The 24,766-nt window shown below is 70.9% G+C and carries 18 protein-coding genes; 11 read left to right on the top strand and 7 right to left on the bottom strand.

Annotated elements, in window-relative coordinates; translation table 11 throughout:
• Positions 1-193 precede the first annotated feature (193 nt).
• Both WMF45_RS23205 and WMF45_RS23200 read left to right on the top strand, forming a co-directional pair.
• On the top strand, positions 194-1,570 hold the full coding sequence (locus WMF45_RS23205; RefSeq protein WP_437719030.1) for a hypothetical protein: 1,377 nt from the start codon (positions 194-196) through the stop codon (positions 1,568-1,570).
• Positions 1,571-1,704: 134 nt separating this feature from the next.
• Positions 1,705-4,242 (top strand): peroxidase family protein, encoded by a 2,538-nt coding sequence (locus WMF45_RS23200; protein ID WP_437719029.1) that lies wholly within the window; start codon positions 1,705-1,707, stop codon positions 4,240-4,242.
• Between the two features lie 29 nt (positions 4,243-4,271).
• Here WMF45_RS23200 and WMF45_RS23195 read toward each other — a convergent pair whose 3' ends face one another.
• Positions 4,272-5,642, bottom strand: coding sequence for a sigma 54-interacting transcriptional regulator (locus WMF45_RS23195; RefSeq protein WP_437719028.1), 1,371 nt, complete (start codon positions 5,640-5,642; stop codon positions 4,272-4,274).
• A gap of 293 nt (positions 5,643-5,935) precedes the next feature.
• On the opposite strand from WMF45_RS23195, the gene WMF45_RS23190 reads away from it, so the two are divergent.
• Positions 5,936-6,418, top strand: coding sequence for a hypothetical protein (locus tag WMF45_RS23190; RefSeq protein ID WP_437719027.1), 483 nt, complete (start codon positions 5,936-5,938; stop codon positions 6,416-6,418).
• Between the two features lie 78 nt (positions 6,419-6,496).
• Complete coding sequence (locus WMF45_RS23185; protein ID WP_437719026.1) at positions 6,497-7,156, top strand: hypothetical protein; 660 nt, start codon at positions 6,497-6,499, stop codon at positions 7,154-7,156.
• 198 nt (positions 7,157-7,354) lie between these two features.
• Here the strand turns inward: WMF45_RS23185 and WMF45_RS23180 are convergent, their stop codons facing one another.
• Together WMF45_RS23180 and WMF45_RS23175 are read right to left on the bottom strand one after the other, a co-directional pair.
• Complete coding sequence (locus WMF45_RS23180; RefSeq protein WP_437719025.1) at positions 7,355-9,142, bottom strand: hypothetical protein; 1,788 nt, start codon at positions 9,140-9,142, stop codon at positions 7,355-7,357.
• A gap of 104 nt (positions 9,143-9,246) precedes the next feature.
• A complete protein-coding gene (locus tag WMF45_RS23175; RefSeq protein ID WP_437719024.1) occupies positions 9,247-10,059 on the bottom strand; it encodes an alpha/beta hydrolase in 813 nt (270 codons plus the stop codon).
• A 536-nt stretch (positions 10,060-10,595) separates the two neighbouring features.
• Between WMF45_RS23175 and WMF45_RS23170 the strand changes: the two genes are divergently transcribed.
• Positions 10,596-12,296 (top strand): DUF1592 domain-containing protein, encoded by a 1,701-nt coding sequence (locus WMF45_RS23170; RefSeq protein ID WP_437719023.1) that lies wholly within the window; start codon positions 10,596-10,598, stop codon positions 12,294-12,296.
• Positions 12,293-13,669 (top strand): DUF1552 domain-containing protein, encoded by a 1,377-nt coding sequence (locus WMF45_RS23165; protein WP_437719022.1) that lies wholly within the window; start codon positions 12,293-12,295, stop codon positions 13,667-13,669. Before WMF45_RS23170 ends, WMF45_RS23165 begins: the two co-directional genes overlap by 4 nt.
• Positions 13,670-13,739: 70 nt before the next feature.
• Here the strand turns inward: WMF45_RS23165 and WMF45_RS23160 are convergent, their stop codons facing one another.
• Positions 13,740-14,906: a S1C family serine protease gene (locus WMF45_RS23160; RefSeq protein ID WP_437719021.1), complete on the bottom strand. Its 1,167-nt coding sequence runs from the start codon at positions 14,904-14,906 to the stop codon at positions 13,740-13,742.
• 182 nt (positions 14,907-15,088) lie between these two features.
• On the opposite strand from WMF45_RS23160, the gene serA reads away from it, so the two are divergent.
• Positions 15,089-16,348: a phosphoglycerate dehydrogenase gene (gene serA / locus WMF45_RS23155; RefSeq protein ID WP_437719020.1), complete on the top strand. Its 1,260-nt coding sequence runs from the start codon at positions 15,089-15,091 to the stop codon at positions 16,346-16,348.
• 66 nt (positions 16,349-16,414) lie between these two features.
• The gene (locus tag WMF45_RS23150; protein ID WP_437719019.1) at positions 16,415-17,440 is read left to right on the top strand and encodes a LacI family DNA-binding transcriptional regulator; all 1,026 of its coding nucleotides are present in this window, start codon (positions 16,415-16,417) and stop codon (positions 17,438-17,440) included.
• A 111-nt stretch (positions 17,441-17,551) separates the two neighbouring features.
• Here the strand turns inward: WMF45_RS23150 and WMF45_RS23145 are convergent, their stop codons facing one another.
• The 3 genes from WMF45_RS23145 to WMF45_RS23135 form a co-directional block, all read right to left on the bottom strand.
• Positions 17,552-18,787, bottom strand: a complete 1,236-nt coding sequence (locus WMF45_RS23145; protein WP_437719018.1) for an MFS transporter — start codon at positions 18,785-18,787, stop codon at positions 17,552-17,554.
• A 129-nt stretch (positions 18,788-18,916) separates the two neighbouring features.
• Complete coding sequence (locus WMF45_RS23140) at positions 18,917-19,789, bottom strand: alpha/beta fold hydrolase (protein WP_437719017.1); 873 nt, start codon at positions 19,787-19,789, stop codon at positions 18,917-18,919.
• Between the two features lie 130 nt (positions 19,790-19,919).
• Entirely contained in the window at positions 19,920-21,326 is a 1,407-nt protein-coding gene (locus tag WMF45_RS23135; RefSeq protein ID WP_437719016.1) for an FAD-binding oxidoreductase, read from the bottom strand.
• A 179-nt stretch (positions 21,327-21,505) separates the two neighbouring features.
• Between WMF45_RS23135 and WMF45_RS23130 the strand changes: the two genes are divergently transcribed.
• The 3 genes from WMF45_RS23130 to WMF45_RS23120 all read left to right on the top strand — a co-directional run bounded on the left by WMF45_RS23130 (position 21,506) and on the right by WMF45_RS23120 (position 24,763).
• Positions 21,506-22,447 (top strand): alpha/beta hydrolase, encoded by a 942-nt coding sequence (locus WMF45_RS23130; RefSeq protein ID WP_437719015.1) that lies wholly within the window; start codon positions 21,506-21,508, stop codon positions 22,445-22,447.
• A gap of 573 nt (positions 22,448-23,020) precedes the next feature.
• Positions 23,021-23,470 (top strand): hypothetical protein, encoded by a 450-nt coding sequence (locus WMF45_RS23125; protein WP_437719014.1) that lies wholly within the window; start codon positions 23,021-23,023, stop codon positions 23,468-23,470.
• A 468-nt stretch (positions 23,471-23,938) separates the two neighbouring features.
• Positions 23,939-24,763: a CBS domain-containing protein gene (locus WMF45_RS23120; protein WP_437719013.1), complete on the top strand. Its 825-nt coding sequence runs from the start codon at positions 23,939-23,941 to the stop codon at positions 24,761-24,763.
• The last annotated feature ends 3 nt before the right edge of the window (positions 24,764-24,766 follow it).

Here is a 24,766-nt window from a genome sequence, read left to right as displayed (position 1 = left end):
GAGAATTTCTGACGGAGGAGGAGCGGCCGACTCCAGGAACTTCCAGGAAGCATCGAGCGCGGAGACCTGGTGCAACATTGCTGCACCGGGCGGCAGGGGCGCCCTTCCTGCATGGGAGCCGAGCGCTTGCTCGCGTCGCCCGCCGCCACGCTCAAGCAGCCTCACTGGCAGATCGAGTCGAGGAGATGCCGCCATGCGGGAAGAGAAAGATGGGTTTCTGCGCGCGCTCGAGTATCCCCTGTTCGACGCGATCTTCCACCGGCGTTCGCGCCGCATCATGACCGGTGTCAAGGCTGTTCACGCAGGGAGCCTGACGTACCGGTCGCGCAAGGAGCCGGAGCCTCTCAGCGAGCTGGAGGAGGCGTTGCTCATCGCGGCGACCGGGACCACGGGCGTGACCCTGCCCGATCGTCCCTTCCAGGACGAAGAAGGGAAACCGATCCTCGGCGCACCCAACCTGAGCTTCATCGGCCGCGCGGCCGGGAGCACCGACAACGCGCAGGCGACGTACTTCTTCCTCATCAACGACGCCGGAACCTACTTCCTCAGGCGGACGGCGCCGCCCGCCGCTGGCGCGCCCCTGACCGAGGAGTCGCTGATCCAGAGAGCGCGCGAGGCGAAGGTTCAGCTCTCGGACAGCCGGATCGAGTTCCCGCGCCGGTTCCCTTATTACCTCGACTCGAACCGCTTCCTGTCCAACCTGCCAGGGAGCACCCTCCTCGTGCCGGTCGTCGACATGACCACGCAGTACATCAACGCGCTGATGTACCTCTTGACCGAGGAGCAAGGCCAGCGCCCGACCCTCGTCGACGACAGGAACTTCTACATGCCGGCGGGCGTGACGCGATGGGTCCTGAAGGGCTTCCTCAACCCGAAGATCCCGCTGCCGCTCGGCGCGCTCGGGACCATGCGCACCCACGTGGAGGCCGAGCTGCTCCTGCAGAACCTGATGCTGGCGCTTCAGGCGATGGGGCTCGGCGGCTGGATCCACGCCTCCGTCGCGCCGCCGTACCTCCTCGGCAATCCCCACATGACCGACAAGAACCGAGGCCTCGCGTTCCGGTGGTACACCCCCCCGCGCGGCGTCCTCCAGCGGTACGTGCTGGACATGATCAGGTGGCACACGTTCATACCGAAGCTCCGGGCGCACCCGGTAGGGCTGGAGAAGGACGGCGTCCCGCTCATCCGGTGCATGTCCCCGCCGTACTACACCGACATGGCGGACGCCGTGGATGCCGTTGTCGCCGCGAAGTTCGACGCGTCGCGCGGCGCCTACACGGACAGCGAGTTCTTCCGGAAGATCTTCAAGGAGCAGCGCGGAGATCGCTACATCGCCGAGGTGCCTCACTACGCCGCGGATGTGGTCGCGTGCACGAAGGATATCTGCAGGTACGTCGTGAGGACCCATGGCCGATTCCCGGCCCACGTCGACGCGATCTACGTTCCCGGCATCTGGCTCCAGGCCCATCACCTGGACCTGGATTACTACGATGAGAACTTCCGCGACGGCTACTCGGAGACGCAGGCAAGCCATATGACCTCATGGCACGGCCACCGCAAAGACCTATGAGACCTTAGCGCCGGCGCCCCCGCTGGACGGCGGCGCGCGGCGGTCACAGAAGCGCATCCAGTCGAGATTCCCCCCGATCTCGCGATGATCCGCTCGGCCGCAGGACCGAGCAGCAAAGGCAGGGAGGGAGCGTCATGAACAGAGCATTACGTTTCGCGTCGACCATCGCCGTGGGCGCCGGGCTCGTCGGCGTCGCCATGGCGGCGGCGGCCTACGCCGCAAAGCAGGTCGGACCTCCGCCCGTGAGCGGTCTGGATCACTACCGGGTGTTTTACCTGGCTGCCTTGACGCTGATCCTGCTCATCCCGGCGCTCCCCCTGTTCGTCCTCCAGCGTCGGATGGCCCCCTCGGGCGCCTGGAGGGCGCTCTGGACGCTCGCGTATGCCGCGCACCTTGCGCATATCTACTGGGCGATTGCGGGGATGATGGGAGGCGACGTCGCGGAGGTGTTCCGGCGCCCCGACCTCGTGAGCGCGCCCTGGCTCGATCTCGCCTTGACGCTCTGGTGGGGCGCGGACGTGCTCATCGCCTGGACGGCGACGAGCACGTCGCGGACCATCCACGTGCAGCGCGCGACGCTCAACGTGGCCCTGTTCGCGGCGTGGGTCGTCGCGGCGATCCCCCAGGGGCAGGGGCTCGTCCGGGCGCTCGGGATCCTCCTTGTGATCACGACGCTGACGAGCATCGCCGCGCGCATCGCCCTCCGCGAGTTCGATCGGAACTCCTTCGTCGACAGGGTTTACGTCGCGACGTTCCAGGCCATCAACCGCGTCGTCCCGTGGCATCGGCTCCCGACGTGGCTCGCTGTCCTGAACCTGGGAGCCCTCCGCGAGGTGCTGCGCAGGGGCAACCTCCACAACACCTCGCACATCCCTGTGACGCGGAAGGAGGGCCTCGCGCCGCTCGAGCCCTTCACGCCGGCGTACGTCCTCGAGCGCTCGAACACCGGATCTCACAACGATCTCGAGAAGCCGACGATGGGACGCTCGAGCTATGCAGACGACGCGTCCCACGACGACATCCGCTTCACCCACAGCCATCCGGGGGCGCGCTTCGGGCGGAACGTACCCCTCGCGCACGCCTACCCCGACGCCGCCCAGCTGATGAGCCCGAGCCCGCGCGAGATCAGCCTGAGGCTGCTCGCCCGGCGCGAGTTCATCCCGGCGCCGACGCTCAACCTGCTGGCGGCGGCGTGGATCCAGTTCCAGACGCACGACTGGTTCAACCACGGAGAGCCGCCTCGCGGCGACGAGCACGATGTCCCGCTGCCGAAGGGGGACAAGTGGCACCAGTGCCCGATGCGCGTCCGGCGCACCCGGCCCGACCCGACCCGCGACTACGAGCGCGAGGCGCGCGAGGCAAGAGCCGAGGGGCGCGCTCCGGCGCCGCCCACCTACGCCAACGCCGGCTCCCACTGGTGGGACGCGTCGCAGATCTACAGCAATGATCCGGAGATCATGCGGCAGATCCGCACCGACCAGCGCACGGGAGAGCCCGTGGAGGACGGCAAGCTCTTCCTCATCGAGGGCCGCCTGCCGCTCGGCCCCGCGACGCGCCCCGACGAGGCGCTCACCGGGCTGTCGGACAACTGGTGGGTCGGGCTGAGCTTGATGCACACGCTGTTCGCGCGCGAGCACAACGCCATCTGCGATCGGCTGCGCAGCGCGTATCCGGAGTGGGACGGTGACCGCATCTTCACCGTCGCCCGGATGACCAACATCGCCCTGATGGCGAAGATCCATACGGTCGAGTGGACACCGGCGATCCTGGGTCACCCGGCGCTCCGCATCAGCATGAACGCGAACTGGTGGGGACTCCAGACCGAGCGCGTGCGGAAGTTGCTTGGCCGCATCAGCGAGAACGAGGTGTTCGGCGGCATCCCGGGCTCGGACGTCGACCACCACGGCGCCGACTACTGTCTCACCGAGGAGTTCGTCGCGGTCTATCGGATGCACACGCTCGTGCCCGACGAGATCACGGTGCGGTCCCACAGGACCGGGCGGCCGATCAAATCCTACTCGTTCCCCGAGGGCATGGTCGGACCGGAGCGGTTGCTCCAGATGCTGGCGAAGGACGGCGTGACGATCGAGGACATGCTCTACTCGTTCGGCACCTCGCACCCGGGGGCGATCACGCTCCATAATTATCCGAGGTTCCTGCGGACCCTGACGAGGTACGACGGCGAGGTCATCGACCTGGCGTCGGTCGATATCTTGCGCGATCGCGAGCGTGGGGTGCCGCGGTACAACCAGTTCCGGAGGCTCATGCACCTGCCGGCCATCACGTCCTTCGATGATCTGAAGAACCCGCTGCACCCAGGGTTGGCCGAGGAGCTGCGGGAGGTCTACGGCACGACGGGCGGAAAGGACAACGTCGAGCATCTGGATCTGATGGTCGGCCTGTACTCCGAGACGCCGCCGCGCGGCTTCGGCTTCAGCGATACCGCGTTCCGGATCTTCATCCTGATGGCGTCGCGGCGGCTGAAGAGCGACCGGTTCTTGGCCAGCGAGTTCAACGCCGACGTCTACTCGCAAGCCGGGCTGGATTGGATCAACGAGAACACGATGAAGACCATCCTGCTCCGCCACCATCCCGCGCTCGGTCCGCTCCTGCGCCACCACGACAATGCGTTCGCGCCCTGGACCTCCGTCGACGCGTTGACGCCGCGCTGACGCGGACGCGCAGGAGCCGCGGCGCGGCGCTACCCCTCCGGCTCGCGCTCCGGCCCCAGCCCGTGCCGGTGGAGCAGGCGGTACAGGTACCGCCGATCCAGCCCCGCCGCGGCCGCGGCCCGCGAGACCTTGCCGTCGTGGGCGCGGAGCAGCGCCTCGAAGTAGCGGCGCTCGAAGTCCGAGAGGACCCGGTCGCGCGCCTCGGCGTACGGCACGCTCGCGTCGACCGGCGGGGGCGCGCTCACCGGCGCGAGCTCGCTCACGGGCGGCGGCGCGCGGAACACGAGGTACTGCTCGACGTAGTTCCTGAGCTCGCGCACGTTGCCCGGCCACGCGGCGCGCGTCATGCGGGCGATCACCCTCGGGTCCCGCAGCGTCGCCGCCTCGTCCGGCGTCGCGTGGAGCGAGGCGAGGAGATCGTCGAGCAGCGCCGGGATGTCCTCGGGGCGCTGCCGGAGGGGCGGCATCGGGATCCGCACGACCGCGATCCGGAAATAGAGATCGGCGCGGAAGCGGCCCGCGTTCACCTCGGCGCGCAGGTCCCGGTGCGTGGCCGCGATGACGCGCACGTCGACCGACCTCGGCGTGTTCGTCCCGAGGCGGCGGATCTCGCGCGCCTCGAGCGCCCGCAGGAGCTTCGGCTGGAGGTCGAGCGGCAGCTCGCCGATCTCGTCGAGGAAGATGGTCCCGCCCGACGCCTCCTCGAAGGCGCCGATCCGCTGCTCGCCCGCGCCGGTGAACGCGCCCTTCGCGTGGCCGAAGAGCTCGCTCTCGATGAGGTTCCCATGGATCGCGCCGCAGTCGACGACCACGAACGGCCTGTCCCGCCGCGCGCTCCGCTCGTGGATCGAGCGGGCCGCCTGGCTCTTTCCGGTGCCGGTCTCGCCCTCGAGCAGCACGGTGACGTCGCGCTCGGCGGACCGCGAGAGGAGCGCGAACACCGCCCGCATCGCCGCCGACGCGCCCGAGAGCGCGCCGAACCGCTCCTCCTCCCAGAGCGGCAGGCGGTTGTGCTCCGTGCCGAACTCGAAGCGGGCGACCGTCTTCCCGAGCCGGATGAGGCTGCCGGTGCGCAGCAAGGCCTCGATCACGTGCACCCCGTCGACGACCGTGCCGTTGTGGCTGCGGAGATCGCGCACGCGCGCCCCGGCGTCGTCGATGCGGATCTCGCAGTGAAACCGGGAGACGGTGGCGTCGACGACCACGAGGTCGTTGCCCTCGCTCGACCCGATCGAGCATCGATCGGCGGAGGAGTCCCAGACAGCACCCTTGGCCGGGCCCTCGACGAGCTCGATGCGGAACCGGCGGACCATGCCCGCGCTGTCGTCCGGGCGGGCGCCCGGGTGGGTCAGCGTATCGCCGCCGCTCTGGGCTGCTCTCTTCGGGGGTCCGCTCGCCATGGCGCCACGATACCACGGCGGCGTCGCGCCCCGCGCGGCGGCGCTGTCGCCGCCCAGGCCACGCCGGCGCAGGGAAGTGCGACGGGCGCGCGACAACGGCGCTCCGCGACCGGGCGATCCGCGCGGGACGCGGCTGGCACGCGCGATGCTCAACGGTGAATGTCAGCGGACCAGCGGTCCGCAGACAACGGTCCACGGTCAACGGTCCATGGACGACGACATCTCGAACGCGCGGCGATGGGGCGCATCGCCTGCAGCGCGTCTGTCTACCGAGCGCCCGAATGGAGAATCCCATGAAGCCCATCCTCAAGGTCTCGATGCTCGCCGTCGCCTCCGCCCTCGCCACGGTCGGCGTGGCGCCGGACGCCTCGGCCAGGAACACCGCCGCATTCATCGGCCGCGCCAGGGACGCCGCCGAGGCCAGCTGCTTCAACGAGAGCTACGGGAGCCTCATCAACGACGGCCTCGTCGGCGGGCGCCGCTGCGGCAACTCGGTCGTCATCCTCCCCCTCGTGATGGATCCCGGCCCCTTCAACAACTGGGCGAGGGTCACCGTGACCGCGAAGAAGCCGACTTGGACCACCACGATGAGCTGCGCGACGTACGTCTTCGACAAGGCCACGGGCGGCGGCTGGTCCGGCGGGGGGGTCGACCTCACGACGACGGGGTGGTTCGAGAACATCAAGTTGCCGGACACCTTTTTTTATCCCGACACCTCGCCGTATGCCGCGTGCACGGTCGGTCCGGGCGCGCAGGTGGTCCAGCTCGTTTACTGAGAGGGTCGGCGGCTACCGTGGGAGCGCGGCGCGCGCTCCCACGGTTCCGGCCCGGCTCACCGTTCGACGGAGGGAGTCATGAAGAGGATCTGGCAGGTTCTGGTCGCGCTCACGGCGGCCGGCGCCGTCGCGACGCTCGCCGTCGACAGGCGGCGGGACGAGGCGGAGATGGCGCGCATGCGCGAGGACATGGGCGCGCTCTCGCGCGCCATCGAGGCGACGAAGAGCGGCCCGGCCCCCGCCGGCGCCGCGCCCCGCCCCGAGCGGCGGATCGAGGCTGCCGCGCCGGCCCCCGCGGCTCCGCCGGCGGAAGCGCCCGCGTCACCCGCGCCGGAGCCCCCGGGCGACGCGAGCGAGGGCGCCCCGACGGTCGAGCAGCGCGCGGCCGCGCTGGCCGCGGTGCGCGAGCGCCTGGAGGACACGTTCACGCAGCAGGGGACCGACGCTCGGTGGAGCGCCGAGGCGCGCGAGGCGGCCCGGGAGAAGCTGAGCGCGGCGCTCCCGGACACCTCGTCGCTCCGCTCGATCGAGTGCCGGAGCTCGATGTGCCGTGTCGAGACGGTGCACCAGGACTTCGAGCAATACGAGCAGTTCGTCCGGAGCGCCTTCATGAACCCGCAGGAGGCGCTCTGGAGAGGCGGATTCTTCACCTTGCCTGTCAACGACCCTCGGGAAGGCGAGCTCGTGACCGTCGCCTACGTCGGTCGCGAAGGCGCGCCGCTGCCCATGCCCCTCTAGAGCGACGGTCACTCGCTTCGGATACGGGCCCACCTCGACGTTTTCGGTGCTCAGCGCACGGGAGTGCGCTTGCGCGCCGAAAACGCCGATCTGGGCCCGTCTCCTGTGCGAGTGACCGCCGCTCTGCTGCGGCTCTGCTTGGTGGAGAGCGGGGCGGAAACCGCTGTTCTTGGCGTTCTTGGCGCCCGATGGAAGAGATCAGAAGAACCCGATCGGGCCCGGCGACCACGGGAACTCCACCGCCTCGCCGACAGCGGGCGGCGCGACGCGGCGGAGCCTCCCGTCGCGCCACGCCAGGATGACGAGCCCCGGATCCTCGAGCGGCGCGCCCAGGTCGACCTCGAGCCGCGTGGGCCTCCCGTCCGCGACCTCGACGACCCGGATCGCGGCGCCGCACTGGCGGACCTCGTAGCCCGCCGCGATCGGCGCGGACGGCGCGCGGTAGAGGGTCTCGAACGCCCCGGTCAGCATCGTCCCGTCGATGCGCCCCAGGGAGAACGACGACGGGCCTGTGCGCGTGAGGCGGTGCGTGCCCTTGTTCATCGAGAGGATCGACCAGCAGGAGAACGAATCGGGCGACTCCAGGGCCCGGATCGCCTGAGGGTACAAGGACGCCATCGGATCCGAGGCGGCGGCGATGAAGACCCGCTTGCGGGGCGGCGCCTCGATCTCGGCGCTGCGGGCGATGTCCTCGACCTTGCGCGCGATATCGATGCTCGACGACGTGGCGGCGAGGAACAGGAGCGGCGCGACCCCGAGGTGCACGGCGGCGAGGAACCCGGCGCCGGCGCGGCGGGGCCATGACGCGGCCCCGGGCGAGGGGGCGCGGCGCAGCCCGCGCAGGACGACGACGGCGAGGAGCGGCGCGATCCCGAGGCCCGGCATCAGCAGCAGGCGCGACCCGGGGAAGCCCCCGAGGCTCGTGAAGAACGCGAGGAGCGCCCCGGGGACGAGCCAGCGCAAGGCGGCCCGCTCGCGCTCGGGGACCGCAGGGAGGCAAGCGCGGTAGAGGAGGGCGACGCCCGCGGCCGCCGCGAGCCCGACCGCGATGAAGGGGAGCTTGGGGAGCGGGACGGAGAGATCCGCGGGCACGGCCACGAGGGCGCCGCCGATCAGGATGGGCAGCCGCTCCGCCGCGGCGGCCACGAAGGCGAGGGGGCTGTTGAGCGGGTCGATATACCCGCCCGTGTGCGCGGCGCCGCCGCCGAACGCCTTGTACGCGGCGAAGTACACGAGGAGGCCGAGCGCCGGGAGCACGCCGGCCGCCCGTGCGCGAAGGCCATCTGCGCGGCCCGGCGGCACGGGACCGGCGAGCTGATAGGCGATCCAGTACGCCGCCCCGCCGAGCGCCGCCTCGCCGCCGAGGAGCCCGATCCCGAGCCCGAGCGGGCCCAGGTACAGCCCGGGCCGCCACCCTTCCTCGCGGTAGCGGAGATAGGCGAGGAGCCCGAGCACCACCGGGAGCGCCGCGAGCAGCAGGTGCTGGCACGCGATCCAGCCGACCGGGTGAACGTGATTCCCGCTGATCGCGAAGATCAGCGTGGCGAGCGCCGCGGTCGCGCCCGGGAGCACCCGCAGGAACAGCCTGCCGACGGCGGCGACCAGGGCGACGTAGAGCCCGATCGAGACAAGGTGGTACCCGAGCGGGGTGTCGCCGAAGACCGCGCGCTCCAGCGTGAACAGCGCGCTCGCCAGGGGGCGGACAAGGTGGAGCCTGAGCTCCGGATCGGTCCACCACGGCAGCCCGGAGATGGAGACGGCAGCCCGTGTCTCCTCCGGAACCCCGGGGAAGAAGTTGTAGAGATCGTACCAGGGAGGCGAGCCAGGGATTAGCTTCGCGAGGTAGCAGAACAGGATGTAGTCATCGGCATAGAAGGCGATCGCCACCGTGGGCAGCGCCAGGGCGAGCGCGAGGAGCGAGACAGCCGTGAAGAAGCGAGGGTGGCTGAGCCACCGCGCCAAGCGATCGGAAGGATCCGGTTTCATTCGGGCCCACGACGTAGGGTAGGTCGCGCGCGCCGTGTAGGGCCCCTGGAAACAGCGCATCCGGGCGGGCGAGGGCGAGGTCCGTGGCCGTGTCCTGACGGCCGTCAGCGCATCTCGGCGGCGGCGCCGCGGATGAGCTGCAGGAGGTCGCGCCGCATCTCGCCGCTCACCGTGTGGCCGACGCCAGGGTAGCTCACCAGCCTCGCCTTGACGCCGCGCCCGTCGAGCGCCGCGATCGCGTCGCGCGTCGGGCCGATCGGGACGCGCCGGTCGTCCTCGCCGTGCAGCGCGACGAGCGCTGGAGCCGCCGCGGCTGCGCCGGGCAGCATCGCCGGGGGGACCCAGCCGCCCATGGGGAAGGCGGCGCCGACCACGCGCGGGTGGTGAAGAGCGAGCGCGAACGTGAGCGCGCCGCCCTGGGAAAAGCCGGTCACGATGGCCTTTCCCCGCGTCGGCCGCTCGGCGGCGATCCGCTCGATCGTGGCCGCGAGCGCGGCGGCCGCGCGCAAGATGCCCTGGCCCACCTCGTCGCTCGCGAGCGCCTGCTGGAGCGGAAACCACGAGTAGCCGCCGCCGTACGGCGTGAGCCCGCGCGGCACGATGAGGCGCGCCTTGACGTCGGCGCCCGACAGCAGGCCCGTGAACGACTCGGGCCTGTCGCCGAGCCCGTGAATCGCGACGACGAGGGGGAGCGCCTCGTTCCGGTCCGCGCCGCCCGTGATCTCTTCGAGGTACTCGACAGCGGCGGCGGGGACCGCCGCGCTCGCGGCCGGCGCGGCGGGAGGCGCCTGCTGCTCGGTGCCAGCAGCGCCGCCCCCGGGCGGGGCTGCCCGTCGCTCGCACGCGGCGAGCGAGACGAGCGACGCGAGCGCCAGCGCAGACCAGGCGTAGCAGCGGCGGAGCAGAGAGGGGCGCATCGAGGAGATGCTTGCTGAACCCGCGGCTCGGCAGCAACTGCGAACTCCCCGCGGCGGCGACACCGCACCGCCTCGGCAGGAGTGGCCAGCCATCGAGATCTCCTGCCATGGCCCGCATGCATGGGAGATCACACACACGAGCAAGGGGAGTTTTGGGTGCCGTTGGATTTGTCTGCTCCAGGGCGATCGTCGCGCACCTGCCCATGAACCAAATTTTTTTGGGTTGTTAGTAAAGTGTATTTCCTACATAACTGGATCTCGCAGCTTGGCTTAGAGCGAACGAAACCTCTTGTCGCCAGGCAGCCGATGGTCGGCGCGTCGCGTCGTTGCTCCGCGTCGCCCTGCTTCAGCAGGGCGCCTCGTGGCATCCGGCGCTGCGCCCACCGTCGGCTGCCTGGTGCAGTCCGGATTTGTTCGGAGCCTTTCTTCAGGAGAGGTCGGCGACCTCACTGTCTTATCGATTGACCACCTCGTCGCGGTGCCGGCCGAGGTGAGTCTCCTGCGTACACAATCGATCTGCTCGTCAGGAGAGCTCGATGATGTCACTGGCTTGTCGATTGACCGCCTTCCCGCGGTGGCGGCGGCTTCTCGGCGCGCAGCTGAGCGTCGCTGCGCTCCTGATCTCGGGGTGTACGGGCGCGGTGGGTGATCCGCGGGAGGGCGACGGGGATGGCGTCATTCCCGGCGGGCCGACTGGGCCCGAGGTCGCCGAGCGCAGCATGTTTCCGCGGCTGACCCACGCGCAGTGGGAGAACACGGTGCGCGACCTCCTGCGCCTCGACGACAGGCCCGGCCTCTCGGCGTCGTTCACGAGCGACCCGCTCGGCGGCGTGTTCGACAACAACGAGGCTGCGCTCCTTGTGACGCCGGGCCTCTGGGGCGATTACCAGCGCGCCGCCGAGGAGCTCGCGGCGATGGTGACCGCCGACCCGGGCAAGCTCGGTCGGATCGCGCCCGCGGACCTGCCGGACGCCCCGGAGGCGCGGGCGCAGGCGTTCGTCGAGCGGTTCGGCGAGCGGGCGTTCCGGCGCCCGCTCACGGACGAGGAGCGGGACGCGTACGTGGCGCTGTTCCACCGCGGCCAGGAGCTCTTCGAGGGCGAGGAGCCGTTCGCCGCGGGCGTCCGCGCGGCGATCGAGGCGTTTCTGCAGTCCCCCCATTTCATCTACCGCGTCGAGATCGGCGCCGGGCCGGCGGAGGGCGGGCTCATCCCGCTCGGCGGACACGAGATCGCGACAAGGCTCGCCTATACCCTGTGGAACACGATGCCCTCCGACGCGCTCCTCGAGGCGGCGAAGGCGGGTGAGCTCTCGACCCGCGAGGCCGTCCGCGCCTACGCCGGGGGGATGCTCGACGACCAGCGCGCCCGCGAGGTCGTCGGCGCGTTCCACCGGCAGCTCTACGACTACGAGCAGTACCACGACCTCAACAAGGATCAGGCGCTCTACCCCGAGTTCGTCCCCGAGATGGGCGACGACATGCAGCGCGAGGCGGAGCTCTTCGTGGATCACGTCGTCTTCGACGAGGAGGGCGGGCTCACCGACCTGCTCACCGCGCGCACCGCGTTCGTGAACGAGCACCTCGCAGCCGTCTACGGCGTCGAGGGTGACTTCTCGGACGAGTTCAAGCGCGTGGAGCTCGACGAGGGGGAGCGCTCGGGGCTGCTCACGCGCCTCGGCTTCCTCGCGGCCAAGGCGACGGCGCGGCAGCCGGACTCGATCCACCGCGGCGTCTTCGTGAACCTCAGGATCCTCTGCGCCACGCTGCCGCCGCCGCCCGACGACGCGACCTCGCTGCCGCCGGGCGAGCTCGCGACCAACCGCGAGCGCGTCGAGGCGCACACGGGCAAGGGGACGTGCGGCGCGTCGTGCCACGGGGCGCTCATCAACCCCGCCGGGTTCGCCTTCGAGCATTACGACGCGATCGGCAAGTACCGCACGACCGACAACGGCGCGCCCGTCAACTCGGCCGACGTGTACACGCTCGACGGCCAGCCGAGGAGCTACGCGGATGCGGTCGAGTTCAGCCAGCTCCTCGCCGAGAGCAGCGAGGCGCACGGGTGCTACGCGGAGCGCTGGCTCGAGTTCACCCACGGCCGCGCCGCGCGCGCGGAGGACCGGGCGCTCGTCGAGGAGCTCGGCGAGGCGTCGCGCGGCGGCGCCTCGACCAAGGAGCTCATCGTCCGGATCGTCTCCTCCACTCCCTTCCTCGCTCGCGTTCCCGCGGAGGCGCCATGATCACCCGACGACGTGTGCTTCGAGGCCTGTTCGGCGTCACGGTGGCGCTCCCGTTCCTGGAGACGTTCGCGCCGCGCCGCGCCGCGGCCGGCGCGGCGGACGCGCCGCCCTTCGCGATCTTCATGCGCCAGGCCAACGGCGTCGCGCAGCAGGTCGGCGATGAGCCGGAGATGTTCTGGCCAAGCGCGCCGGGCCCGCTGACCGCCGAGTCGATGGCCGCGGACGCCGATCGGGCGGTCAGCGAGCTCAAGGACTACGCGAGCCGTCTGATCCTGGTGCGCGGCGTCCGCTTCGCGTTCCCGGGCAACGGCTGCGGCCACTCCGGCGGCGGCAACCAGTGCCTGACGGCCGCGCAGGTGTCGGAGGATCCGGCGGGCAACGAGTCGCTGGCGATGGGCGAGTCGATCGACAACCGCATCGCGACCGAGCTCAACCCGGCGGGCGTCGAGCCGCTGACGCTCTACGCGGGCAGGAAGGCCGGTTACATCAACGAGGTCCTCTCGTACCGCGGGCCGAAGCAGCTGCGCGCCGCCGAGCGCGACCCGTACAAGGCGTACCAGAAGCTCTTCGGGCTCGCCGAGGTGGACGCCGCGGCCGCGGAGGCGCTGGCCGCGCGCCGCGCCAGCGTGAACGACCTGGTCCGGGAGCAGATGCAGGCGCTGATGCGCCGGACGGACCTCAGCCAGGGCGACCGCGAGCGGCTGCAGCTCCACTTCGACAGCATCCGCGACCTCGAGGTCGGGCTCGCCTGCGCGCTCCCGCCGGAGCAGGTCGCGGAGATGGAGGCGATCTCCCCGGACGTCGGCAGCTACAACAACGTGGAGACCGTCGCCCGCATGCAGATGGACATCATCGCGCTCGCGATGGCGTGCGGCGCGACGCGCGCGGCGACGCTGCAGGTCGGCGACGGCAACGACGGGACCGAGTACACGATCCACGGCGTGCGGCAGAAGAGCTACCACAAGATCTCTCACCGCATCGACGGCGACGGCGAGGTCGGCCCGCCGATCGAGGGCGCGCAGGAGCTGCACCACCAGATCGACCGTATCCACGCGCGGATCTTCAAGCACCTGCTCGACAGGCTCTCGTCCTACGATCTCGGCTCCGGGACGCTCCTCGATCGCGGCGTGGCCGTGTGGCTCAACGACAATGCCGACAAGTACCACTCCTACTCCAGGGTCCCGTACATCCTCGCCGGCGGCGCCGCGGGTTACCTGAAGACCGGCCAGTTCATCGACCAGCGGGTCACCAACAACAAGCTGCTCAACACGATCGGCGCGGCCGTCGGCTGCACGAACGGCCAGGGCGGCCCGCTCGATGACTTCGGCGACGAGAGCCTCGAAGGCGGGCTGGTCGACGCAATCGTTGCCTGAGAGAGGAGCTCGCTCGCAGCGGGCGAGCTCCGCCGAGGCCTGGATAACTCGGGGGCGGAGACGGGGCGGGTCAGCCGAGGAGCTCGACCGCGACCTCGATGGTGGCCTTCTCTCCGTTGGGGCCGCGGAGCACGTCGACCTTCACCTTGTCGCCCGGCTTCTTGCCGTCGAGCGCCTGGTACAGCCCGTCGTAGTCCGTGACGGGCGTGCCGTCGATCCCGACGATCACGTCGCCAAGGACGAGCCCGCGGTCGCCCTCGGAGAGGCCGCGGATGCCCGCCTTGTCGGCGGGGCCGCCCGGGACGACGGTCATGATGATGAGGCCGCGGATGCCGTTGCGCCGCTCGAGGCGGCGGGACTGATCGAGCTGGATGCCGAGGCCGACCTGCTCGGCCTTTCCGGTCCGGATGATCTGCGGGACGATCCGCGCGATCGTCGTCGACGGCACGGCGAAGCCGATGCCGGCGGAGCTGCCGCTCTTCGAGAAGATCATCGTGTTCATCCCGATGAGGTGCCCGCTCGAGTCGAGCAGCGGGCCGCCGGAGTTGCCGGGGTTGATCGCGGCGTCCGTCTGGATCATGTCGCGGATGGTCACCTCGCCCACGCCCTGGACCTGGCGTCCGAGCGCGCTGATGATGCCGGTCGTCAGCGTGTGATCGAGGCCGAACGGGTTGCCGATCGCGATCGCCTTCTGCCCGACCTCGAGCGGCTCGCGCAGGGGCGCGACCTGGATCGGCTTCAGCATGTCCTTGGGGGCGTCGATCTTGATGACCGCGATGTCCTTGCGCGGCTCGACGCCGACGAGCTTCGCGGGGAACGTCTTCTCGCCCTGGAGCCGGACGACGAGCGACTGCGCGCCGGCCACGACGTGGTAGTTCGTGACGATGTGTCCGTCGGCGTCCCAGACGAAGCCCGAGCCCGAGCCCGCGGGCACCTCGACGGCGGTACCCCCGAAGCGGTCCACCACGAGCCGCTGCTGCGTCACGAACACCGTCGAGGGCGCGACGTCGCGGAACACGGCGATCGAGTTGCGCTCGTCCTCGATGAGCGCGCCCTTCGAGGGCGGGACGGGCGGCGGCGTCGTGTCGATCGTCGCCGACGTCGCCGGCGCGTCGGGGACCTTCGTCGCGTTGGGCGACGGGCCGCTGGGGCCGGGCTTCCCCTTGCATCCGGCGGAGGCGGCGAGCGCGGCGACGACGAGGACGGCAGGGAGTCGAGCGTGGCTGCGGTAGCGCATGCGGCGCAATCTAGCTTGCTATCGGCAAGGCGTCTCCCCTGCGGCGCGCCGTCGGCCTGCGCGGCGGCGCGGCAGTCTGCCGCGCGCAACGAATGCGCGGAACAGACGCGCGGAGCGCGTCGGCGCCGGAGCGGATCCTGGGATGCAAAAGGGCGAAGTTGCGGTAGAGGTGGCCTTGACGGATGAAGCCCATGACGCCCTCAGCAACGAAATTCCAGACGACCCCCCCTGTCGCGAAGGAGCCCGTCAAGGTGCTCCTGCTCGAGAACATCCACCAGAGCGCGCACGAGCTGTTCCGGTCGCGATCGTTCGAGATCGAGACGCGGAGCTCCGCGCTGAAGGAAGACGAGCTCATCGCCGCGCTCGCTGGCGTGGACATGCTCGGCATCCGGAGCAAGACGCACGTCACCGCGCGCGTGCTGGAGAAGGCGGACAAGCTGCTCTCCATCGGGTGCTTCTGCATCGGCACGAACCAGGTCGACCTCGACGCGGCGAACCGGCGCGGGGTGCCGGTGTTCAACGCGCCGTTCAGCAACACGCGCAGCGTCGCCGAGATGATCATCGGCGAGGCCATCATGCTGGCCCGGCAGCTCGGGGACAGGTCGCGCGAGGTGCACGCGGGCACCTGGAAGAAGGTCTCGAAGGCCTGCTACGAGATCCGCGGCAAGACCATCGGCCTCATCGGCTACGGCCACATCGGCCAGCAGCTCGGCGTGCTCGCCGAGGCGATGGGGATGCGCGTTGTCTACTACGACATCGCCCAGAAGCTCCCGATGGGCAACAACCGCGCGCTGCCGACGCTGGAGGCGCTGCTCGCCGAGTCGGATTTCGTCTCGCTCCACGTGCCGGCCACGTCGGAGACGCACAACATGATCGGCGCCGCCGAGCTCGCGCACATGCGCAAGGGCGCGTACCTGCTCAACGCGAGCCGCGGCTCGGTCGTCGTGATCCCGGCGCTGGCCGAGGCGCTGAAGAGCGGCCACCTCGCGGGCGCGGCGATCGACGTCTACCCGGAGGAGCCGGAGTCGAACTCTGACGGCTTCCTGACCGAGCTGCAGAAGCTCCCGAACGTGATCCTGACGCCGCACATCGGCGGCTCGACCGAGGAGGCGCAGGAGGCGATCGGCCGCGAGGTGTCGCGCGCGCTGACGCAGTTCGTGACCACCGGGGCGACGACGGGCGCGGTGAACTTCCCGAACGTCGAGCTCCCGCCGCTCAAGGCCACGCACCGCATCCTCAACGTCCACCGCAACGTGCCCGGCGTGCTCCGCGACGTGAACCGCATCGTGTCGGACGTGAACGCCAACATCGACAGCCAGGTCCTGTCGACCGACGCCAACATCGGTTACCTGATCATGGACCTGTCGCAGGACGTGTCCGCCGAGGTGAGCCGGCGCATCGGGGCGCTGGAGACCAGCCTCCGCACCCGCGTGCTCTACTGAAGCCGCGTCGGTCCGGGGCGCCGCCGCGCCCCGGACGGAGTCCCCGGCCCCGGGAGGTGCCCCGCCTTGTCGCCGCCGTTCACGATCCAGTCGGGGCCGCGGCCGCAGATCCGGATCGAGGAGGTCGCCAAGCGCGCTCGCGTCTCGCCCGCGACCGTCAGCCGCGTGGTGAATGGCAGGGGCAAGTACAGCGCGGAGACCCGGGAGCGCGTGCTGGCCGTGATCGACGAGCTCGGCTACGTGCCCAACACCGCCGCCAGGAGCCTCGCGCAGGGGAAGACGGGCGTCCTCGGCCTGCTCCTGCCGAACATCAGCACCGAGTTCATCTCCAGCCTCGTGCGGGCCATCGCCGCCTCGGCGGCCGAGGCGGGCTACGACGTGCTGCTCTCCGTGAGGCCGGAGGCGCCGGCGCGGCGCCTCGTCGGGCGGCACAACACGGACGGGGTGCTGATCTTCGGCCACTACGTCCACGAGGCCGATCTCCAGCAGCTGGTCCACCAGAACTGTCCGGCGGTGCTCATGTACCAGTCGTCGCCCGCGGACGCCCCGCTGCCCAGCGTGATCATCAAGAACGCCTCCGGCGCGCGCGCCATCGTGGGGCACCTGATCGAGGCGCACGCCCGGCGCCGGATCGCCTTCCTCCACGGCGTCCCGGAGAGCGAGGACTCGACGACGCGCGCGGAGGGGTACCGGGAGGCGCTGGCCGAGCACGGCATCGCCGTGGATCCGCGCCTGATGCGCCGCGGCTTCGACGCGCGGGAGGCGCGGGCCGCGACGCTCGCGTGGGTGCGCGAGGGGGCCGACCTCGACGCGATCTTCGCGTGGTGCGACCACGCCGCGGCCGGCGCGATGGAGGCGCTGCGCGCCGCGGGCAAGCGCGTGCCCGTGGAGATCTCGGTCGTCGGCTTCGACGACGCGCCGTCGGCGCGCCACCTCGAGCCCGCGCTCACGACCGTGCGGGCGCCGACGGACGGGGTGGGCTACCGCGCGGTGCAGGCGCTGGTGGACCTCATCCAGACGGGCAAGGCCGAGCGGCGGATCGAGCTGCCGACAGAGCTGATCGTCCGGCGGTCGTGCGGCTGCGATCTCTGAGCCCGGCGAGGATCCGCGATCGGGCGCCTCGTCGTATGCCGCCGCGAGCTGGCGAGTCTGCGCGGCGAGCGGGGCTGTCTCTACGTCGATCGCCGCGCGGTGGGGAGAGCGCTATTCATTCCAGACCGGGACGCTGACGCGCTCTCCGGCGCTGCGCCGCGCGGCCGGGTCGTCGCCCGCGAAGACGACGGTGAACACGACGAACGCGGCCCACAGCGCCGCGAGGTGGTAGATCATCGCGATGCCGCCCGCGGCCTGGTAAATGGCGCTCGACGCCGGGGGGCCGAGGAGCATCCCGGCGGCGTAGAAGACGTTGTAGAGCGAGTTCGCGCGGCTGTAGTCGCGCGGCGCGGTGACGACGCCCTGGAGCGCCAGGCTGAGCGGCGATATCGACGCGAGCGTCGCCCCCGCGACGAACACGGCCACGCACATCGCGTCGTAACGATCGAGGTACACGAAGCCGAGGATCATCAGCGTGCCGATCGTGCCGAGCGCGCGCATGAGCAGGAGGTGGCCGCGGCGGTCGCCGATCCGGCCAAAGACGTTGGTGAAGAGGAGCATGCCCACCGCGAAGTAGGCGGGGATCTGGATCGTCTGATCGCGCGTGACCCCCTTCTCCGCCATCAGGTAGAGCGGGAGGAACAGCACGACCGACGCCTGGAAATAGCCGTAGGCGAAGGTCGCGAAGCACGCGGTCTTGATGCGCGAGAGGATCGAGGCGGAGGACGCCGAGGGCTCCGCCCCGCTCGCCGCGCCGGCCTTCCCGTGGGCCTCGGACATGCCCGGCAGGTCGCGATCGAGGCGCGCGAGCACGAGGACGGCCGAGCTCAGCGAGATCACGCACGAGAGGAGGAACGCCGAGGGCATCGAGGAGAGCGCGACGATGTGCGGCGCGCAGAGCGGCCCGAGGACGTAGCCGAGCGCCATCGAGACGGCATAGAGGCTCGTGACGAACGCCTTGTTGTCCTTGTCCGACCGGGCGAGCAGGATCGTCTCGCAGCTCACCCAGATGCCGACCGAGCAGGCCCCGTCGAGGAAACGCACCGCGGCGATGGCGGCGAAGGTCGGCAGGAAGGGGAAGGCGCCGACCGCCGCCGCGTACCCGACCAGCGCGAGCACCAGCGTGGTCTTCGCCGAGAACCGGCGGATGAGCGTGTCCATCGGCAGCGAGAGCAGGACGATGCCGAGCGCGAAGCACGACGCGAGCAGGCCGATGTCGGTCTTGGTGAACCCGCGCGCATCGAGGAAGACCGCCGTGAGCGAGATGGCGATGCCGTACGCGAGACCGAGGAGGAAGATCGAGCCAAAGACGAGCCAGATGTTGCGATCGGGGATGCGGCGGAGCATAAGCGCCCGCCAGGTTCGATCGGTAGCTCCGCCGTGTCAAACGGGTACGTGCGTCAGGGAACGTGCCTCGCCGGCGGTTTCATTCACGCGAGCGGTCCCGCGCGGCGCGATCGCGCTTCAGCGAGGGCGTCAGCGCAGGAACTCGAGGAGGAGCTGATTGACCTTCTCGGGCCTGTCGTAGTGCACGAAGTGGCTCGCGTCGGGGATGCGGGCGACTCGGGCGTTCGGGACCAGCTTCGGATCCGGCGCGGCGAGCTCGGAGCCGAGATAGCGATCGTGCTCGCCCCAGATCACCTGCACCGGGATGTCGATGCGGGGCGGCCTGCCGAGCTCGCCAAGGCTGCCCGGGCGGAAGAGGGCCCGGTAGTAGTTGATCATCGCCGTGAGCGCGCCGGGCTGCGACCACGCCTTCACGTAATGGGCGAGATCCTCGTCGCTCACAGCGCCCGGGCGCCGCGGATCGTCCTTCACCGCCGCGCGGAGCCACGCAAAATCGTCCCGCTGCGCGGCGAGCTCCGGGAGCTTCGGGAGCTGGAAGAAGAACATGTACCAGCTCTTGCGGAGCTGCCGGGCCGTGCGGAACCCGGTGAACAGCCGCTCGGGGTGCGGGCAGTTGAGGACGACCAGCCGCTCGAGGAGCGCCGGATACCGCGCCGCGAACCCCCAGGCGACGCCGCCGCCCCAGTCGTGGCCGACCACCGCGGCGGCGCGCTCCGCGCCCGAAGCCTGGATGAGCGCGGCCACGTCCGCGGTGAGCTCGGCGATCGCGTACGCGGCGACGCCCTCGGGCTTGTCCGAGAGGTTGTAGCCGCGCATGTCGGGCGCGATCACGCGGTAACCCGCCTCGACCAGCGCGGGTATCTGGTGGCGCCACGAGTACCAGATCTCGGGAAAGCCGTGGAGGAGCACGACGAGCGGCCCGGCGCCCGCCTCGACGTAGTGGAGGCGCACGCCGCCGTGCTCGGTGAACCGGTGCGAGAGCTTGGATTCGTCGAGGGTCATCGTCTCTCCTTGCGCTGATTCCGTCGAACGGCCGCCGGCGCTCTGCCGCGCGGTCACGGGTTGAATCGCTGGTGGCTACATCGTGGTGCGTGGTCGTGGCGAGCGAAGCGATGGGGCGAGCGGGAGGCGCTCAGACGTCGATGATCTTGCCCGGGTTCATGAGGTTCAGCGGATCGAGCGCCCGCTTGATCGACCGCATGATCGCGAGCTCCTCGGTCGAGCGCGAGTAGGGCAGGTAATCCTTCTTGAGCAGGCCGATGCCGTGCTCGGCGGAGATGCTGCCGTGGTACTTCTTCACGAGCGAGAAGATGGCGTGATCCGCCTCGTGGGTGCGCTTCAGGAACTCCTCGCGGGTGAGGTCGTCGGGCTTCATCACGTTGATGTGGAGGTTGCCGTCGCCGATGTGGCCGAAGAGCGCGATCTCCCACCCTGGATAGCGGGCCTCGAAGAGGCTCTCGAGCTCGGAGCAGAAGCCCTCGAGCTCCTGGATGGGGAGGGACACGTCGTTCTTGTGCGGCAGCCCGGTCGCCGACAGGCTCTCGCTGATCCCTTCGCGGAGCGCCCAGAGCTCGGCGGCCTGCGCGCCGTGCTGCGCGAGCGTGCCGTCGGTGACCAGCCCGCGCTCGAACAGCGAGGTGATCCACGCCTCGAGCGCCTCGGGCTCGCCGCGCTCGACCTCGATGAGCACGTAGTAGTCCGACGGCGCGGAGAGCGGCACACGCACGTTCCTGTGGCGGCGCAGGCGCGCCTGGCACTTCTCGGTGAAGAACTCGTAGGCCATCACCACGAACGGCCCCGTCCGGGCCTCGCGGAACAGCGCGAGCACGCCGGCGAGGTCGGGCACCGCGAACAGGAACACGTTGAGCGCCTCGGGGACCCGCGTGAGCTTGAGCGTCGCCTCGGTGATGATGCCGAGCGTGCCCTCGCTGCCGATGAACAGCTGGCGCAGGTCGATCCCCGTGTTGTTCTTCTCGAGCGCGCCGTTCAGCTCGAGCACGGTTCCGCTCGCGGTGACGACGGTGAGCCCGAGCACCCACTGGCGCGTGAGGCCATAGCGGATGACCTTCACGCCGCCGGCGTTCGTCGCGATGTTGCCGCCGACCTGGCTCGACCCCTTCGAGGCGAAGTCGACAGGCCAGGTGAGGCCGTGCGGCGCGACGTGCTGGTGCACCGCCTCGGTCACCGCGCCGGCCTCGACGCGCACGGTCGCGCCGAGGACGTCGACAGGCCCCATCTTGCGCATCCGGTCGAGCGACACGACGAGCTCGCCCCTGGCCGCCACGGCGCCGGCCGCGAGCCCCGTGCGGCCGCCGGAGGGCACGACCGGGACGCGGTGCTCGGAGCAGAGGCGGAGCAGCCGCGAGACCTCGTCGGTCGAGCGCGGGAGCGCGAGGGCCGAGGGCCTGGGCTCGTGGACCTTGGTCCAGTCGCGGCCGAACGTCGCGAGATCGGCAGCGTCCGTCGAGAGGAAATCCGCGGGGAACTCACGCTGGACGGCCTCGAGGAAGGGGCCGGGGAGGCCAGTAAGTGGGGTCATGGCTGGGTCGGTACTGCGGCATCGTCGGGAGGGCAAGGGCAGGTGGCCTGCGCCCTCACCCGGGGGCAGGCGCGCCGGGCGGGTCGCTTCGGCGGCGGGGCGGGAGTCCTCGCGGCGCAGGCGCCGCGCGAGCGTTGCCGCGCCACGACCGACAGGGCATCTTGACCGAGGAGCGCGCAATGGACAGGGCAGACCGCGCGGCAAGGGTGGCAAGCATGGCGGTGCTCGCGCTGGTCGCGTGCGAGCGCGCTGCCAGCGAGGCCCAGCGTGGATCGAGCATCGAGGGCGGCGGGGGCGGCGCTGCCCCGGACCCGATCGCGGCGAGCAGCGGCGCGTCGGGCGCGAGCGAGCAAGGGAACGCGGGCGAGCAAGGGAACGCGGGAGGGCAGGGCGGCGGGGGCAGCGGCGGCGATGGCGGCGCGCTGAGCTGGGAGCCGGTCGAGACGGACTGGTGCTCGGCAGGGTGGATCGGCCTGGACGACCACACCTGCTTCCATGTGCCGGAGACCGCGCTCCGCGGCGCGCCGATCCTTTATGTGCTGCACGGGGCCATGGCGCCCGACTCGCTGCCCGTGGACCTCCAGGCAACCGCCGCGGAGGCCGCCGAGGCGCTCGGCGCCGTCGCCGTGTTCCCGCGCGGGAGACCTGGACTCTGCACCTGGGATCCGTCCGTGGCGACCTACTCCTGCTGGCCGACGCGCCGCGAGACCGTCGACGCCGCGGCGCCCGCCCTGCTCGAAGAGTGGATGCGCGCAGAGGCGCTGATGGAGCGGATCCTCGGCGGGACGTTCGGCGGGCGTTATGTCATGGGCTTCTCCAACGGCGGCTATTTCGCGAGCTACGTGGCGCTGGAAGGCCTCGTCGCCGTCGACGGCGCGGCGCTCGTCGGCGCGGGGCGCATGGTCATCGAGGAGCACCTGTTCTCCGAGGAGAGGCCGCCGATCTTCATCGCCGTCGGTGAGCTCGAGCTCGCCTCCACCATCGCGAGCGCCGAGAACCTCGCCGACGTGCTGACCCAGCACGGCTGGGAGCACGAGCTCGTCGTGCACCCGGGGCGCGGCCACGAGATCCACGCCGACGACTTCTCGAGAGCCTGGGAGACCTGGATCGCCGCGCCCTGAGCGGCCCCGCGCCGCCGCCGCGCTCGCCCGGCGGAGGAGGGGGCCGACTCGACTCGATAAGACCCCTGACGCGCGCGACGCGGGATGCCCGGAGCGTCCTTTTTGAGCACTCTTGCGTACATGAGCGCAGAGGAGATGGGCTGAGCGCGCCGAGCGGTGCGGCGCGGATCGCCCGAGGACGGCGAACGCATCTGCGGTGGTATCGCTCCTTGTCTCATGTTGTCGGCGCGGAGGCTCGACATCGTCGGAGACACCTCGCCGACGCGCGCTGCGCCGAGAAGTCCGCAGCGCGCGAAAGGCGTGTTATTGCCGGAGCCGCCGCGTTGCGCGAGGGGCGCCGGGCGCGCCTGGAAGCGCCGTCTCTGCGCAGTGATCCGGCGCGGGGCGACACGCCGGATCACCGAGGGGTCGTGCGCTGTTTAGGAATGTCGGTTTGTCGTTGCCTCGCGCCCGCAGCGCGCGTCCTCGGGCGGCAGGCTCTGCACACCAGCTCTCGGGCATGAGCGCTGCTCTCTCCGCAACCCGACTGGCGCGGCGGTCTTGCAGACGTCGCGGGCAGGGCAAGGAGGAGAAATGGTCGAGCTGTTGAATACCAGGTTGATGTGCGTCGCGATGTCGATGGCGGCGCTGGCCACCGGGTGCGCGGTGGGCGCGGGCGAGGCGGACGTCGACGAGAGTGATGCGGACGAGGCCGTGACGGTGGAGGAGGCCTCCCAGGCGCTGTGCGGCGACGCCAGCTGGGCGCGGAGCTGCAACGGCGCCCCCGGGGGCTTCACCGATCCGAACTGGGGCTGGAACAACCCGGGCTTTGCCAACGGGAGCTGGGGCGTCCCGGGCTGCGGCAACGGCGGCTTCCCGGGCTGGAACAACTGGGGTAACCCGGGCTGGAACAACTGGGGCAACGTCGGGAACAGGCCTTGCGGCTGGAACAGCCCCTGGGGCGGCTTCAAGCCGCCGTGCGGCAGGCCCGGCTGGGGCGGCGTCGGGCCCGGCTGGGGCGGCGGCGGCTGCGGCAGGTTCTAGCCCACTGTCCCGGAGTCCATCCGCGGCGAGCGCGGGCGCTGGACCGGCGCACGGCGGGCCCTCGGAACACGAGGGACCCCGTGCCCGCCCGGCGCCCAAGCAGCGGGTCGTCTGACGGGTCGCCCGGGAAGAGTCACAGGGACCCTGGGCTCCGCGAGCTCGCGGCAGGCGCGAAGGTCCTGGAGGCCAGGAGCCCTGGGGGGCTCCGGATCGGCGACGGCCGTGCGTCCGACGGCCACGTTCCGGGGCCCCCCACCTGTCGCATTTTAGGACATCGCCTCCTGGCGGGCGCACCTGGGTCTGGCGGATCGGCCGCTGCCCAGTCCGTTGCACACCTCGGCGCAGATCGCGCGCCGAGGCGCGGTGCCTGCGCTTGCGCCTGGCCTGGGAGCCCTCATCGCATGGCGGATCGCTTCTTGCTCCCTCTGGAGCGCGCCGGAGCGCCGGCGTCCTCGAGGAATGCTCGCCATGATGTCTTTTGCGACACCCGTCTCGCGTTACATGACCTGTGAAGTCATCGCGGCGTCCGACATGACGCCGCTGCCAGAGGTGCACCGCACGCTGGGCGAGCGCGCGATCTCCTGCGTTCCGATCCTGGACGCGGCGTCGCGCGCGATCGGCGTGCTGTCGCGCACCGACCTGCTCCGGCTCGGCAGGTTCGAGACGAAGACGAACAGCCGAGGAATGCTGCTCACCTTGCCCGATGTCCCGGCGCGGGCCGTGCTGCGCCCGGGCATCATCACCGTCGGGCGCGCGACGCTGGTCGCGCAGGCGGCGAGCGTGCTGCTGAAGCACCGTATCCATCGCGTGTTCGTCCGCGAGGAGGAGGCCTTGACCGGCGTGTTCAGCACCAAGGATCTCCTGCTCTCCCTGGTCGAGGCGCGGGACCCGACGGCGATCGGCGGGCTCATGTCGGCGCCCGCGTACACGATCCCGCTCGACGCGCCGCTCGCGCTCGCCGCCGACCGGCTGACGACGGCGCAGGTGAGCGGGCTCGTGGTGGTCGATCCCGGCGGGTGGCCGGTGGGGATGTTCACCCAGACCGAGGCGCTGCTCGCGCACGGCGTGCTGTCCGATTCACCGGTCGAGGACGTGATGAGCCCGGCCATGGTCTGCCTCGACGTCCGGACGCCGCTCCACCGCGCCGCGGCCGCCGCGCACGCGGCGCAGGCGCGGCGCGTGCTCGTGGTGCAGGGGCGGCGGCTCCGCGGCGTGCTGACGGGGCTGGACTTCGCGCGCGCCGTCGCAGGCACGGGCGTGATCTCCATGGCCGCGAGGTCCAGGGCGGGATAACGC

This window comes from Sorangium sp. So ce448 (genome assembly GCF_051520915.1).
GTDB classification, from domain to species: Bacteria; Myxococcota_A; Polyangia; order Polyangiales; family Polyangiaceae; genus Sorangium; species Sorangium cellulosum_B.
Note: the sequence above shows the minus strand (reverse complement) of the source record. Positions and strands in the feature narration are given on the sequence as shown.